At 57.9% G+C, this 15967-nt stretch carries 8 protein-coding genes; 2 read left to right on the top strand and 6 right to left on the bottom strand.

Annotation, left to right across the window (positions count from 1 at the left end; all coding sequences use genetic code 11):
• Positions 1-3 precede the first annotated feature (3 nt).
• From DQG13_RS00680 to DQG13_RS00670, 3 genes are read right to left on the bottom strand one after another with little or no spacing between them, the layout of a single operon-like run.
• Entirely contained in the window at positions 4-1500 is a 1497-nt protein-coding gene (locus tag DQG13_RS00680) for an ABC transporter substrate-binding protein (protein ID WP_181592487.1), read from the bottom strand.
• Positions 1501-1547: 47 nt separating this feature from the next.
• Positions 1548-2435 (bottom strand): carbohydrate ABC transporter permease, encoded by an 888-nt coding sequence (locus DQG13_RS00675; protein WP_113017440.1) that lies wholly within the window; start codon positions 2433-2435, stop codon positions 1548-1550.
• A gap of 9 nt (positions 2436-2444) precedes the next feature.
• Positions 2445-3377: an ABC transporter permease gene (locus DQG13_RS00670; RefSeq protein ID WP_258525391.1), complete on the bottom strand. Its 933-nt coding sequence runs from the start codon at positions 3375-3377 to the stop codon at positions 2445-2447.
• A gap of 295 nt (positions 3378-3672) precedes the next feature.
• Here DQG13_RS00670 and DQG13_RS00665 point away from each other — a divergent pair, with 295 nt between their 5' ends.
• Positions 3673-4932 carry a response regulator gene (locus DQG13_RS00665; RefSeq protein ID WP_113017439.1) on the top strand — a complete coding sequence of 420 codons (1260 nt, stop codon included), beginning with the start codon at positions 3673-3675 and terminating at the stop codon, positions 4930-4932.
• Entirely contained in the window at positions 4929-6707 is a 1779-nt protein-coding gene (locus DQG13_RS00660) for a sensor histidine kinase (protein ID WP_113017438.1), read from the top strand. Before DQG13_RS00665 ends, DQG13_RS00660 begins: the two co-directional genes overlap by 4 nt.
• Before the next feature lie 46 nt (positions 6708-6753).
• Here the strand turns inward: DQG13_RS00660 and DQG13_RS00655 are convergent, their stop codons facing one another.
• From DQG13_RS00655 to DQG13_RS00645, 3 genes are all read right to left on the bottom strand, one after another.
• Entirely contained in the window at positions 6754-10686 is a 3933-nt protein-coding gene (locus DQG13_RS00655; protein WP_113017437.1) for a hypothetical protein, read from the bottom strand.
• A 63-nt stretch (positions 10687-10749) separates the two neighbouring features.
• Positions 10750-11988, bottom strand: coding sequence for an alpha/beta hydrolase family protein (locus tag DQG13_RS00650; protein WP_113017436.1), 1239 nt, complete (start codon positions 11986-11988; stop codon positions 10750-10752).
• A 16-nt stretch (positions 11989-12004) separates the two neighbouring features.
• Positions 12005-15874 carry a glycosyl hydrolase family 28-related protein gene (locus DQG13_RS00645; RefSeq protein WP_181592486.1) on the bottom strand — a complete coding sequence of 1290 codons (3870 nt, stop codon included), beginning with the start codon at positions 15872-15874 and terminating at the stop codon, positions 12005-12007.
• Positions 15875-15967 lie beyond the last annotated feature (93 nt).

Genomic DNA, 15967 nt, shown 5'->3' with positions numbered 1-15967 from the left:
CGGTTACTTCTTGCCGTTGGCTGCAAACCACTGGTCCAATTGCTTCTGCGCTTCCGCCAGCACCGTTTCACCGGGCTTCTTCATTTTGGCATAGTATTGGTCATACTTCGCCTCGAAGTCGCCTTCGTACATCCACTTGGAAAACTCCTTGCGGATGGAGGAAACGGCGGCAATTTCCGTCGTAACCGGCTCCGTATTGAAGGAATAGCCCAGAATCGGCGTAATCTCCGCCTCCCGGTTAAGCCTATCCGTCTCCTCCCAGATGCCGTCCACCTGATCGGTCTGAAGCAGCGCGTTGAACTGGTTGGCCAAGGCCCAGGCACTGTTATAAAAATATCCCGAGTTCTCGGTTTTCTTCACCTTGCCGTTGACCAGCTCATAATTTTGCCCTTCGATACCGAAGTTGAGGAGATTGAAAATCTCTTTGTCCGTATTCATGATCTCCAGCATTTTCAGAGCTTGCTCCGGGTGTTTGGAGCGGGCATTCACCGCCGTCATGGCCGAGCGGGCGCCTGTGGCTTCGATGAAGGGCTTCTGGATAGGCACCTGCACCATCTTTACATTGCCATACTGCTTCTCCACCTCCGCCAGACCTCCGGGCTTGACTACACCCATGGCCGAAGCGAAGCGCCCCGATGCCTTGTCCGCCGATTCATCCTTCACCGTGGCGATATCCTTGCGGAAGTAGCCCTTCTCCCACATCTGCCGCTTGTTGATCCCGGAATGGTACTCCCCCACTCCCCATTCCATCTGCTTGGCTTTATCCAGCAGGGCAGTTTGGAACAGCTTATGCTGCGGATCATTCTTGTTGAACATGGTATTTTGCTCCGCATTGATAAACACAGTCCCCAAGTCGTAGTCAAAATTATAAAAATTGCCGTCCGCCGGAATCAGCTCCGGGTGATTCTCCTTCACATATTTCCAATAGGGCTCCGCATCCCAATGCTTCCTCACCTTGGTGTAGTCCCAGCTGATCCCCTTCTGCTTCATCTCCTCCACGATATCCTGACGGAAAAAGAACCCCCAGGAGGAATAGCTGATCTGGTAATTGGGAATGGCGTAGATGCTGCCGTTCAGCCGGGCCTGCTCAAACAGAAAATCGGGCAGCGCCTTGGTGAGAGCCGGATACTTCTCCAGATAAGCATCCAAAGCCAGAAAGGCTCCTTTGGCCACCTGGACCGGATACTTGTTCAGCCAGTTCTGCGTCGTAAAGCAGAGATCAAAGTCCTCCCCCGAATTAATCTTCATATTCATTTTTTCGTCATAGGTCCCGGCCGGATACGTCTCAAACTTCAGCTGCAGGTTGTATTTCTCTTTAAGCAGTTCGTTGACCCGGGCATACACCGGCGCCGCATTGGCCTGGTCATCCCCCAATGTAACCCAATTGACCGTCACCAGAGGCTCCTGGCTTTTGGTTTCCTTGCTCTGGCAGGCTGTTATCCCCACTGCCATTGCGGCTGTCGCCGCCAACAGAAGACAGCTTGATTTGGTTTGTTTCATGCTCATCCCAACCACCCTTTTCATTTATTGGTGCGGCAACACAACATCTATCCCTTGACAGCCCCTACAGTGAGCCCCTGCACAAAGTATTTTTGAAAATAGGGGAAAATCACCAGCATGGGGCCGATTGCCACCACGGCCATAGCCATTAACAGGTTTTCTCCGGGCATTTCCGCCGGATTGAGACTGCTTGTGCCTGAGGACAGGAGCTCCATCTGGCTGAGCAGCACTTGAATATTCTTCTGGATGGTGTACAGCAAATACTGCAGCGGATACAGGTTTTTATCATCAATGTAATACAAGGGCGTACTCCAGTCATTCCATTTGTCCATGGCATTGAAGAATGCCACCGTGGACAGTACCGGAACAGACAGGGGCAGCGCGATCTGGAAGCAGATGCGGAACTCGGAGGCCCCGTCGATCTTGGCCGACTCAAACAGAGAATCCGGCAGCCGCTGCATAAAGGTGCGGATCATGATCACATGAAAGACGTGAATCAGACTGGGAATGATAAGCACGAATATCGTATTCTTCAAATGCAGCCCCTGGGTCGTCCAGATGTAGCTTGGCACCAGACCCCCGGAAAAAAGCATGGTAAAAAAGAAGTAAAAGGACAGGGGGCGGCGGAAGAGGCAATTGTGCCGGGACAGGGTATAGGCGGCGCAGGCCATAAACAGCAGGCCCAGAATGACCGTGGATACGGTGATCAGAATGGTCACGCCATAAGCGCGCAATATGACCTCCGGATGCTGAAAAATCGTCTTGTAGGCGTTAAAATCCACTTCCCGGGGAAACAGGCTGTACCCGTAGGTGCTCAAATCGATGGGCTTGGTCAGGGAAGCGGATAAAACGATGACAAAGGGAATCAGGCAAAGCAGGCAGTAGATCAGCCCCGCTGCATGGAGCAGCATTTGCGGTTTCTTTTTATTGGTCATGTGGCACCTCTAGAACAGTGCGCTGTCCGGATCAATCCGGCGCACGATATAGTTAGTCAGCAGGATCAGAACAAAACCCACGGCAGACTGGAACAGGCCTACCGCAGCGGACATGCCGATATCGCCGATTTGGATCAGGGAGCGGTAGATATACGTATCAATTACATCCGTCGTGGCATACAGCGCCCCGGAATCCTGCGTTACGTGGAAGAATAGCCCAAAGTCGGAACGGAAGATTTTGCCGATGTTCAAGGTCTGGATAATCACAATCAAGGGAACCAGGAAAGGCAGAATAATATAGCGGAACTGCTGCCAACGGGTAGCCCCGTCCAGCGAAGCCGCCTCAAAATAATCCGTGTCGATTCCCATCAGACTGGCGAAGTAAAACAGGCTGCCTTGCCCAACTCCATGCCACAGAACAGCAATCAGGAGAATAATGGGCCAATACCGGGGTTCCGAATACCAGTTTACCGGATTGCCGCCCAGGGTTTCTATCACCTGATTGACAATCCCCCCCGAGGGCTTCAGCAAGGAATAGAACAGGTACCCGACGATAACCATGGACAAAAAGCTGGGAATCAGCGTAACTGTCTGATATACCTTGACGGCCTTCCTGCTGCGGATATAAAAGCACATCATGGCAAAGGAAATGCTGCCCAGAAGCCCTGCGGCCATGAACAGAAAGTTCAAGCCCAGGGTGTTGCGGATGGTTCGCCAAGCATCCGAGGACTTGAAGAAGAATTCGAAATTTTTCAGCCCGATCCAGGGGCTTCCCCAAATTCCCTTCAACACATTGAATTTCTCAAAGGCAATAATGATGCCCCCCATGGGGATATAGGAAAAGATGAATAAAAGCCCCACGGCGGGCAGCGCCAGGATCAGAAACTGGAGATTGTCGAGTTTCCGGCTCGTCAGCATTTTTCTAGCTTTGGTGTTCTCCATTGCACAATGTTCTCTCCTTCAGGTATCTGTTTGTTTGATCGTTATGTCCCTAATTGTAATCGTTTTCAGTCTTTTTCATCAAGGACACCAAATTGCGTTTTAGGGGCGTTATCTTGCCCATTTCCGCAGATGAGGCCGGCTGCATGGCCTATGACCCGCCACCATTTTGCTATTTAGGGGCAGAAATTTGCGCTCTGCGGAGAGAGGCGGCACGGAACGCAGTTGTTATGCTATAATGATGGCGACTTAGGAAAGCGTTTTCTCATCCTATTCTTGCTTCTAAGAGGTGTGCGGAATGTACAAATTGATCATTGCCGATGATGAGGAGATCATCCGCAGCGGGCTTAAGGATATCGTCAACTGGCAGAGGCTGGGCTTCGAGATCGCCGGAACGTTCGCAGACGGACGCGAGGTGATTGCCTTTCTGGAGGATAACGCCGTTGACGTGGTGCTCACCGATATCAAAATGACCTTTGTCTCCGGCATGGAGGTAGCCCGGTACATCTCCGAACGCGGGCTGCCAACCAAGGTGCTGCTGATCAGCGGCTTTCAGGAATTGAATTTGGCCATGTCCGCCATTAAATTCAAGGTTCAGGACTATATTTTGAAGCCGATTGATCTGGACGAGCTGACGGCCGCTTTGAAGAAGCTGCGGGAGCTGCTGGATAAGGAGCGCCGGTCCCTCCAGGCTCAAGCCGGCGCCAGTCTGATGGAGAGCAGGCTCAGTGCGGTCAAGGATCATTTTTTTGCCCGGCTGCTTGCGGGGTCCGTGGAAAAACAGGAGGAATTGAAGAGCTTATTCGATGTGGTTTATCCGGGGCTCCGCTTTGATCAATGCGTCTGCTTCCGCGCGGAGCTTCTCATGGAGGAGGACATGCCTTTGCATGCGGAAAATCCTTTCACGGCGGACAGCGGCTTTCTCCAGGCCTGCAACAGCTTTGACGGCGGGGCAGCATGCTCTGTGATGGATTGCCGCTTCAGTGCGCCGGACGGCAGGCTGGTTCTCATTGCGGGTTTGGGTTTGGACAATATCCCGGCCGAGGAGCTGCTGCAGCATGTGAAAGCCTGGGGCAGCCGGCTTGCCGCTTACCTGACCCGGACTTTTCCTGACCGGCGCTTCTCCCTTCAAGAGCCGCGCCTTTTCAACGGGATTCCCGCTCTCCTGGCGAATCTGGCCGCCCGGGCTGAAGAAGACGCTCCCGCGGAGCCGGACGTAATCGAGCAGGCCCGGCAGTATATTGCAGAGCATATTACCGAGACCCTCTCCCTGGAGGAGCTGGCGGACCGCTTCTATCTGAGCCCGTATTATTTCAGCCGGATGTTCAAGGCCAGAACCGGTGAGAATTTGATTGATTTTATGATCCGCTACAAGATGGAATGGGCCATGGGGCTGCTGAGAAATCCCCGGTATAAGGTATATGAGGTCAGTCACATGGTGGGCTACAAAAGCGAGCGTTATTTCTCCAAAACCTTCAAAAACTATACAGGGTATACGCCCCATGCCTACCGTTCACGGCTCCTGGCCGGGCAGGGACCGGAAGGCGGCAAGCCATGATCCCGGGTTTGGCCGGGATTATGCGGCGGCTGAAGGAGCGGGGCTTCGGCACTATTTTCTTCCGCAATCTGGCGCTGCTCTCTGTCCTCATCGTGCTTCCCATTGTGCTGGTGGCGGGTGTGGCCGCCCTCTCCTTTTCCGCCTTTATCAAAAGCGAAATCGTTTCCTACAGCTACAAGTCCGTTCAGAGCTACAAGGGTCTGACCGAAGCCATGATTGCCGACTATATGGTCCAATCCCATTATTTGAGCAATGATTCGGATATTGAGCTGTTTCTGCTGCGCAAAAAAGGGGAGGAGGTCTACTACGACCGGAATGCGATTTTCAAATCGATTGCCTCTCAAATGAGCATAAAGGATTATCTGGACAGCATCTACATTTATTCCAACAAAAGCGGCATGCTGATCTCCAATTATGGCGAAAGCGACTATAACGCTTTTTTCGATCATAGCTGGATGGAGGAATATCAGTCCAACACCATCCCCAGCCGATTCTGGTGCACTTTCCGGACGGGCTTGAACAACCAGAATCAGCCCATTCCCATGCTGTCCATTTATAAGGCTTTGGGAACCTTGAATGACAATCAGGGCGTGATTGTGTTTAACATCAACTTCGAGAAATTCTCCAGGCAGTTTGCCGGGCAGCGGGAGGCCAACGACACTGCACTGCTGTTGGTGGACGCCCGCAGCAAGGTGCTGGCGGATATCTGGAAAGACGGTCCGCCGGTTATTCCCCCATCCGTTTTGGCCGGGCTGGAGGGAAGCCGTTCCTATGTGGAGTCCGGCAGCGCCATTTATTACAAGGAGCCGGTGCGTTACACGGATTGGCAGTACATTCTCCAAGTCTCCAAATCCATGTACCATCAAAGTGTCCGCTCTCTTCAAGGGTGGATGCTGCTCATTCTTGCAGTCTGGCTTCTGGCAACAGTGGTTATCGCCATCCTGATCTCCCGGCGGATTTACCGGCCCGTCCGCAAAATCCTGGGCGTTGTGGGAGGCTTTGTTCCCCTTGCCGAGGAGAACCCTGCCCTGCAAAAGGATGAGGAGGCCTTTATCCTCCATACCATCCAGAAGGCGCTTAAGGAAAGCGAATCCGCCGGCGAGCAGCTGGCGGAGCGGATTGCCATGCTGAAAAAGGCCCAATCCATCGCACTCCAATCCCAAATCAACCCCCACTTTTTGCATAATACCCTGGATACCATCAACTGGTCGGCCATGCGGCTGACCGGGGGCAAAAACGAAACCTCCACCATGATCACCCAATTGGCGGCCATGCTGCGGTATTCGTTGGAGCATGCCGACGTTCTGGTTCCGCTGGAGAAGGAGCTGAAGCATATCCGCACTTATCTGGAGCTTCAGAAGCACCGGTATCAAAACAAGTTCGAGGTGGAGTGGGACATTGCCGATGAGGTGAGAAGCTGCCTGGTGATCAGAATTATGCTGCAGCCCGTGCTGGAGAATGCCATCTACCATGGCATCAAGCCGCTGGAGGATAAGGGACGCATCCACATATCCGCACGGCGGAACGGGGAGAATCTGGAGATTAAGGTGAAGGATTTCGGGGTGGGCATGAGCCCGCAGAAGGTGCATAAGCTGAATTCGCTTATGCAGGAAGCGGATATTCAGGAGAAAGCCCATCTTGGTATTCCCAATGTAAATCAGCGCATCCGGCTGTTCTTCGGAGCGCAGTACGGCATTGCCCTCTCCTCCCGGGAGCAGCAGGGTACAGAGGTGCTGATCCGGCTGCCTTATGCGGAGGGTCCTCCAATAGAGTGAAAAAGGCTGGGCCGGAGCCCAGCCTCTTCTCATGCCGGTTCATATTTTATTGCGGATAAGGGGGAAGATCGGGCCGGGCCGCCTGCTCCCGGTAATCGTAGCCGCTGTAGCCGTATTCATGGCTGCGCACATACCGCCGGAAGCCCTCCTCCGGCTTGGGGTCGCGGTCCGCCTGCTCCCGGGTATTGCGGGCCCGGGAGGGGAGGCCCTCCCCATTGCCGTTCAATGCGGATACCCGGTATTCATCGCCTGTCCCGCCGCCGTCAAGGCACGCTCCGGCCGCGCATTCGATAACGCAGAACCGCTCCGGGCCTTCGTATACCTGCTCCCACCGGCGGTTCTCGCCCCCCGCCCTCCGGTACAGCCGGTAGCCCGCCGCCCCCGGCACCATCCCCCAGGAAGCCGCGGTGCCGCTCTCCGTCCGGCTCAGGCGCAGGCCGTCCGGCGGCGGGGGAGGGTCCGCCGTCAGATACACGGGATATGGCCCGCTCCACGGGCCGTCCAGCCCATCCCGGACGGCTCTGACCCTCACATGAAGCTTACCGCAGCCGCCGCCCATTCCGCCAAGCCGGCAGGAGGCGCCCCGGACGGGCTCCTCCAGCATGTGCCAGCTCTGTCCCCCATCGCTGCTCGCGGCCACGCGGTACGCATCCGCCCCGTCCACCGGAGTCCAGAAAACCTCGGCCTGCCCCGGTGCTGCCTCGTAGCGGAGGATTTCCGTGCTTGCCGGGGCAGCCTTCCCGCAGGTCCACTCCCAGCCGCAGGCTCCCGGCGGCAAAACAAACTCCACCCGGCCGTCTTTGCCGCAGCCGGTCCAGGAATGGTCGCGGCCATTCACCGTAAGGCGATAGGAGCGGCCCGTCAGCCCTCCGGCCAAATCCAGCCTGATCCGGGTGGCAGCCGCCGCCTGGCAGCGGCCATGAAGGGCCTGCCCCCGCAGAACAAAGGAGAAGCAGCCCTTCCAGCCCAAGCCGTCTTCCCCCGCTACCGCAGCGGCAACTCCTTCCGCGCCGATGCGGCTGCCTGCAAACAGCGCCGCCTCCGCCCAAGCCGGTCCATGGACCCGGATAATCCCGGCGGTGCCGTGGAACAGGAGCCCCTCCTCCTCGTGGCGGATCTCCGTCCCTTGACGGAAGAGATGGTCGGTTCTGCCGCACAGCACCACCTTGGCCCCGTAGGGCGTGCCTCTGGCCTCCAGCAGCTGGGGCTGCCACCTTTCCCGGTGGGTGACCAGGGTCAGAAAATCGCCGAAGCCGTCAAAATATTGCCCCCTTGAGCCGTCGGGATAGCCGGTTGCCTTGCCTGCGGCGTATTGGCCGGGGCTAACAGGCGGCTGGTCCACCGGGCCTGCGGGCTTCACCGGCACGCCTGCCGCCCCCGGCTTCAGCTGATAGATGGCGGGCGGCTTCTCCCCGGTGCGGGTGAACCAGGAGAAGCGGCCCCGCACCCGCATATCCGCCACCTGATCATAGATGGCGACATAGTCATTGCCCGACATCAGCACGCTGCGGGAGCGGTATTGGGGCGCAGACCGGGGCCCTGCCAGCAGCACTGCATATTGGGCAAAGTCCGCATCGCAAAGCGGCTCGGTAAGCTCATTGCGCCCGATGCTGCAATATTCATGGCCCTTCAGCACGGCAAAGCTGCAGCCTGCCTCCCCGTCCCCCATATTGTCGTCCCCGATATCCTCCGGACGGTTATAGCTGTACCGCCTTCCCTCCGCATAGTAGTAGACGGTGCCGCAGCCGCCCTCTGCGGCCCGGCCCCAGCGGTAGTTGGGGCCCTCATCGATCTGCTGCACATGCACCGACATCTCCGAGGGGGTCCCTCCCGCCGACCGCAGCACATAGCCGTAGCCGGTATATTTGCGGGACTGCCAGCCGGGCTGCGTGCCCGGGTTATCCTTCCAGCCGCTGTCCAGCATCTGCCGCCATACATCCCCTCCCGAGCTTTCGAAGCCGGGTGCGTCGGCAGGGCATACAGAGAGCAGATGCTCCCCCAGCAGCGGCTCATACTGCATCAGCAGCTCCCCCAGGACCCGCAGAATATACGGGGCCGGCAGGGGATCGAGATGCGCTGCGGAATGGGCCCCCTGCGGGGGATAGGTGCGCACGCCCGCCACCGGCGCGGTCATGCTGTCCAGGAGCCACCGGGCCAGGGGTGGCAGGGCGGGGTTCGCCAGAATGTTGAGGCCATGAACCTTGCGCAGCGCCCAGGCAGTGCGCACCATGGGCACCAGGGCGGCCCAGACATAGCAGCCCAGATTCTCCGTCCACCGGCCGCCCTCCGCCCCCCAGCTTGTGACCTGCGGCCGGACATGATATTTCAGATTGAGGGCAAGGGCCCTCTCCACATGGAGCATCCAGCGCTCCGCGTGGGGATGATGGGGAAACAACGCCGCCATGTACCCCGGCACCATCATCATGTCGGCGAGAAAATTGGGATGCCCGGCCAGCATATTCCGGGTGGGCATCAGATTCTCATCCTCCCGGACATAGGCCATAAAAACACTGGCCGCCTTCAGCCGGTCAAACTGCTCCGCAGTCATGGAGGGGGCCGCCATATCGAAGATGGGCACCCATGAGCTGAACTCCCGGCTGGTTACCGGGGAGGACAGCATCACCTGGTTGAAGCTGTAGGACAGCTTCTCCACAATCTCCTCCATATCCGCGGGCACAGGCGGACAGTAACGCTCATAATACCACCACTCCACGGAGGGGGGCAGCCGGTCCGGGTCAAACAGCAGCGGATACTGCGCCTGCGGCTCCTCCCAGTCCAGCACCCAGTCCTTTACCTTGTCCAAGGGGATAAGCGTATGCCACAGCCACAGGAAATCCACATAAGCGCCATCCGCTTCCCCGCTGCCGGCGGTTCCCCCTTCATTCGGTTTGCCCTCCGGCCTGCACCGGGCAGGGGCATACAATCCGACGGCCGTACATCTGGTCCCCTTGGACAGGGGGTAGGTCCATACCAGCCTTTTGCCGTTGCAGACTTCCTGCCTCCGGTAATGGAAGCGGACTGCCAATGTATCCGAAGAGCGCCACAAGGCATATTCGCCGTCGTTCCATTTCACCGCGTCATACACCCATATCCCTGCGGCCAGCCCCTTGCGGTCATCCGCAAACTCGGCTGTTTTGCAGCGGTGCCAGGAGCGCCAGCTGTCGAAGGGCAGAAGCATGTAAGGCAGCGCTCCGTCCGGCTCCAGATAAGCGTCCATCGCCTCGCTGCCCCGGTATTGGGTGTAGCGCCGGTCCGGCTCCAGCCCGTGCCACACCAGTTCCAGGCGGGCCGGAGCGCCTGTGTCAAATCCGCCGCCATCCACTTCTTCCTCCACTTCCATCCATTCCGTTCCGGCAATCAGGCGCAGGCGCAGCAGATAGCTGCCTCCATCGGCGAAACGGTACTGCACGGACTGCTCATAGAGAATCGGTCCCGCCGCGGTGCAGCGGCTCGATACAAGCTCAACCGGCGAGGAGGTGTGCAGGGAGGCCACGGCCAACTCCTCTCCGGACGGGGCAGCCAAGGCAAATACCGCCGAGCGCCGCTCCCCTCCCGCAACGCCGGATTCCTGCCGGGTAGGACCGGCCAACTCCCGCTGCACCACGGACAGCCGCAGATGGCCGTTGTCCGCCTGCGCCGTTCCGCCATTCTCCTGCCTGACCGACACAGGCTGAACCGCGCAAGCAGTCTCGACCTTCAGATCCAGTGCGGAAGCTTCATAGTGAAGCTCATACCGGTACACCGCTCCCCGGGGCAAATCCGTCAGAAACACCAGCTCCCCTTCCAGCAGATACTCCCCTTCCGATGCTTTGACCATAATTTGCATGGCGCAGGATACCCCGCCGGGGCCAATGAGCCGGAAGCTGCCCAGATGCGCTTCACCGGGGCCGAACCGCAGAGGATACCGCACCATGGACAAGGGCCAGGAATACCTGTGATGATGAAGCCGCTCCTTCAGCTCGTATACAATCGTTCCCATAAATCTCCTTATCCGGCTGCCTTCACTTTCTTTCCGGCAGCCTTTCGGGCAATCTCGTGATAGCTATTCCCTTTCAACGTTTTTTGCAGCCTGCATCGTGGTGGTAACGTGGAAAAAGGACGAACCGCCGCTTTCCTCATTCAGCAAAAAGGTGGCTCCGCCAAACCATACCCCATCCTCTTCCCGGCACAGCGGCGCAAACCGGGCTTCGCCGAACCCTTCCGCCTCCGTTTGTCCACCCGGCTCCAGTCTGATCCAGGTCCGCTCGGGCCAAATCCGGCCGTCCTCCCTGGAACCGTACGCCCACACCTCCTTCAGAGCGGCGCAGCCTGCGTTCCAGCGAATGATCCAGGCGCCGCCCGATCCCGGCACGGCTTCAACGGAGGGAAGACGCTCCGTTTTCCCGGCAAGAGCGATCCTGAAATAAGCGGGCTCCAAAGCCAGATAAAATGGTCCCCCCTCCTCCATGGAGCCTCCCGGCAAACCGAAGTTGTGATCGGTCCCGGGTCCGTAGCACAGCCGTTTATGGCGGGAGCCGATTCCGGCGAAGGTAGTCTCTGCCGCCGGCGGATAAAAGAAGGAATCGTTGGTGGCCGGGAGCATCAGGAAGGTTGCGCTCATGCCGGATATATGGCCCCCGGCGTCAAAATGCTTCAGCCACTGTCGCCTTTCCTCCTCCGGACGCTCCTGCAGCTCGGCGGCAAATACAGTCCCGGCCTCGTAATGGCCGCAGCCGAATAAGGCCAGCCCCGCTTGAACCTGCTCCCCCAGATACCCGCACAGCAGAGTTGCCAGGTATCCTCCCCAGCTGATTCCCGTAATGCCCATGCGGGCCGGGTCGGTGGCGCAGCGGGAACGCAGCAGCTGAAAAGCGCCCAATGCTGCGGCAACGGAGTCGTACACGCCGCAGGAGGTCAGCGCCGGCGCCGTTGTGAACCGGTTCCGCTTATAGGGCTGCCCCCGGTAACGGGAGGCGCTTCTCATCTGTCCGGGGTCCGCCCATCCCGGCAATTCCGGAGCAATGGCCGCGTACCCCTGCCGCGCCCATCCCACGGCCTTGGCCGCCTCCGCCCTCCCTTTTCCCCCGTGACAGATCAGCATGCCGGGCAGTGTGCCTGCCGGTGCATCCTCCGGTTCGGCAAACACCGCAAAAACAAGAGAGGGGGCAATTCCTTCTCCATCAAACTCCCCTTCCATACTGTGAAACAGCAGCTCCGTCACGCGAATGCCATCCTCCGATCTTTCCTCCAGAACAGAGTGAATCAGAGGAGGCTGTGTCCGATACGGGTAAAACAGATCCATTCCTGCACCTCCCTTGTTACCCACCGGCCCCGCCTGCCGGTGCGGAGGGGACGGCAGGGGTTTTCACCGCCGCCCCAATGTAAGTAAAGCTTTCATTCCCCGCCGCATCCAGCGCCGTTACCCGGAAGTGGTGCAGGGTGTCCGCCTCAAGAGACACCGTCTCATACTCGGTTTGCCCCTGCTCCACAGTGGCCAGGTGAACTCCGTTCCGGTAAATCTTATATTGGGCTACGTCCACATTGTCCGCCGCTTCCGCCCAGACCAGTCTGACCTTGCCCTCGTTCGCAGGCTCCGCGTTCAGCTTGCTGAGAGCCGGCCAGAAAGGAGCCCGCTGATCCCTGAAAGGGTCGGGCAGCATCAGCAGCCGTGCGGTTCCCTCCCCGTATTTCTCATATACAGGGTGCAAAACGTCGGCGAATTGGTTGCCTCTGGCCGTATGTCCGTACAATCCGCTCATCAGATAAAGTCCTTCCAGCATATGCTCCAGCCGGTTGTTCTCCATAATGACATTGACGTTATCCCGGTCTTCGGGGGTAAATACGGGAGAGCTGTCGCTGGAGAGGGTAGCCGCCGAAGACACGATGCCGGAGTACTTCTGATGCCTTGGCGTCGATGTGGGAATTTGGCTGCCGTACAGATAATTGTCGCGGATTTCAACGCCGTTGATTCCGGACGCATAATACCGCCCGGCCACTCCGTTGCGTTGGGATACAGCGATAATGCCGGAGGCATGGCCGTCACCGGGAGTGCCCAGCAGCAGATTGCCCCTGACATTGATGAAATGAGTCGGCGTGTACCGATTGGCAGAGATCACCGCAGTCGATGCGATATAAATACCGTCCGTATTCACCAGCTTGTTGTCGGCCACCGCCGCATCGAGCACATTGCCGTACAGCCAGATGCCCCGTTGTCCGTCGATAGTCTGGTTGCGGTATATGGTGACATTGTCATTGGGCGCAATCAGGGAAAATTTGCTGGTGCTGTCCGGAATTACATCCCAGGCCTGCTCCAGCGCATAGGTCGTGCCTCCGGCAAATTCCACATTGCGGTACTGCCCCAAACCGGTGCCGTCCACAATGATCACCGCCAGCCGTCCATTCCGCAAAGTGATGGGCAGCGGCAGCGGTTGGACAGGCGCCAGCGCAATGCTGTTGGCGGTGGCCCCCAGCACATTCCCCGTGGCGAAGTATGCTCCCGGCATCTCCAGAAAGATGGATTCGCCGTCATTATGGTAGGTTGTCTTCTGATCCTTGCCGGTTGTGCGGACAATATTGTTTTCCACATGGCTGTTGGATTTGACGCCGATGCCATGAACCTCCACATCAGCCTCGCCCCGAATCACAAACTCATTGTCCCGGATGAAGGTATAGTCGCCTGTAATCGGCATCTGGCTGAAGCTGTACTCCGCGTAATTGCCGGAGGAAAGGGCGTACTGATTGATATAAATGCGGTTGTACTGCGCCGCCCAGCCGACAGCCCGATTATTCTTGTACAGAAATCTTTCCTTGCCCACTACAAGCATGCCCTGCCCTCTTCCGCTTCCGCCTGCCGTATCCACGGGCTCCAACACCGGATATTCCAGACTGGTCTCGAAGGCAAAAATCTCACTGGCCGTTCTCAGGCTCAAATCATTGACCGCACTGCCCCAATCCTGCCCCAGCCAGATGAACGCGTCGGGATACATATTCTCATCCGCTGCCCGAATGCCCAGTCTGGCTATGCCGGTTCTTCCCTCCGTTTTTCCGTCACCCGCCGCTTGGATGAAATTCTGCTTGCCACCGATGTGGTACAGCAGCGTTTCCTCTGCGCCGGCCCCCATCAGCACAATCCGGCTGGGCATCTGAATAACCGTGGCATGGAAGGAGCCCGTCGGGAAACGCACCACGCCCCCGCCGGCCTGCTTGGCCGCTTGGATTGCAGCGGCAATGGCATCCGTATCGTCCTCTCCGTCATCGGCAACAGCGCCGTAATCAGTCGCGTTGAACTGCTGCGACCAGTTAAAGTTGGCGGCCCATGCCACTCCCAGCCCCAACGGATCTTCTCCCTTGGGGAGAACCGTCAGTTCCTGCCCGCTCTGCAGCCCGTGCCAGGTAAGGCCGCCGTCATTGGATACCTCCACATGATAGGTTCCCAAAGGCACGCCGGAGGATATCCCAAACCGCAGGGAATAGGGCGATTGCTCCGTAATCTGCACGTCCCAGGCCGCTCCGGCACCGTTGGCAAGCCTGACCTTTGTCACGCCGGACACGCCGAATTCCGCCGCCATCAGATTGCGGCCGGACAGATCGATGAACAGCCCCTCGAACACCTCATATTCGGAAATGAACAAGGGGCGGGGTGCATTCAGCTCCACCGGCGGGCTCCAGCCGTAGCCGTTTTTGACCCATAGCCGGTAGACGCCGGGGGCCGCACTTTCCGGCAGCAGGGTCTGAAGAAATTGCTCCCGCAGATCATCCTGCTGAACGATATCCAGCAGCAAGGCTTGTTCCGACGGCAGTTGGCCCGCTGTGCCCCAAGGCTCCGCAGCAATTTGCAATTGCCCTTCCTCTCCGGCCTGCATGCCATGTCCGCTGATGGAGAAGAGATCCCCAGGCTTGACTCCGTCCGATGATCTCAGAATGACCGGCGCACTCTCCCAGGCTTTGTCCCTGACAGTCAGACCGGCCTCAGCTTCGGCTCCGTTGCGGAATTGTGCATCATCCGGAGGAACTGCGGCAACAACGGTATAGCTCCCGGCATAAGGAGATGTGTAGACCAGTTGGGCGGCGCCGTCCGCTCCGGTGGCGGAGCTGCCCATGTCCGGCTCCACATATGTGCCCACATAGTCTCCCTGCAGTAAAAAATGCACCGTTCGTCCGGCAAGGGGAGCTCCTCCCCCGTCAGTCAGATAAACCGCCAGCGTCACAGGCAGCCCCGGCTCATACACGGTATATGAGACGCTGGAGAACGAAAGCCGGGTTTCTTCATATTGTGGAATCTGGATGGAAACCGGAGCCGTAGGCGCCGACAGCAGCTTGCCGTGGGAGCCCACGGTTTGCAGCGCATATTCATAGACAGCCCCCGGGGCCAAGTCCGTATCCGTATAAGACCATACGCCCTGCCCGGTTTGGGCGATTCTCGTAAACTCTCCTTCCCCCTGCCCCTTTCTTAACACCACGGTTTCTCCCGCCGCCGGGTCTTCCCAATTGATTCCAACCTGCCGCCTCGGCAAATTATGTGCGCTTACATTTGAGATGCGGTTGGGTACGGCCGCGTCAAAGAAATATCCCAAGGCGTAAGTCCTCAAGCCGCTGAGCTTGGTTGCCTTGAACTTGAAGCTGCCCCTCACCTGAAAGGTTACATACTTGCCTCCGTTGATGGTATCCACATCAACAGCCTCAAGCACCCGGTTGCCGGAATCCAGAATTTCGAAGCGTTCCGCAACGGTTTCGCTGCTGCCAAAATCCGTGGTATAGACAGTAAACAAATGAGGCTCGCTGTCGCTCAACTGAAAGCTGTACGTGAAATTCGTGCCGGCGTAGACTGTAATCTTCTTGCGCCCGATCCTGTCGGGAGTCTGCAGGGCACGGACATCCGGCTGCTGGCTTTCCACCCAATAGGATACCGCTCCCGACCGGCTGTAGCTGCTGACATAATCGGGAAGATCGGCCACGTCCTCGGCCAAAGGATCATCCCGACCGCTGGTGGTCCGTGTAGTGGAATAGAAAGGCAGAACGTAGCCTTCGGCTCCGTAAACTCCCACCCAGTTGCCCTGTGTTTCCGTATCACTGGAAATATAGACTGCGTGAACCGTTTCCGCCGCCTTGACCGCATCCGGAAGCGAAAAGCCTCCCAGCAGCAATGATAAAACCAACAGCAGCATTCCCGCTTTTCTGGTCACCTGCATCAAAGCCTCCTTTTCAACCAAAGAGATTCCACAAACCGGATAAGGGACGGCGCTTGATGCCTGCCGCTTTTTGCGCCGTCCCATCTTGCTGTC

Origin of the sequence: Paenibacillus sp. YN15 (assembly GCF_003285005.1) — a bacterium.
Taxonomy (GTDB): domain Bacteria; phylum Bacillota; class Bacilli; order Paenibacillales; family NBRC-103111; genus Paenibacillus_AR.
Note: the sequence above shows the minus strand (reverse complement) of the source record. Positions and strands in the feature narration are given on the sequence as shown.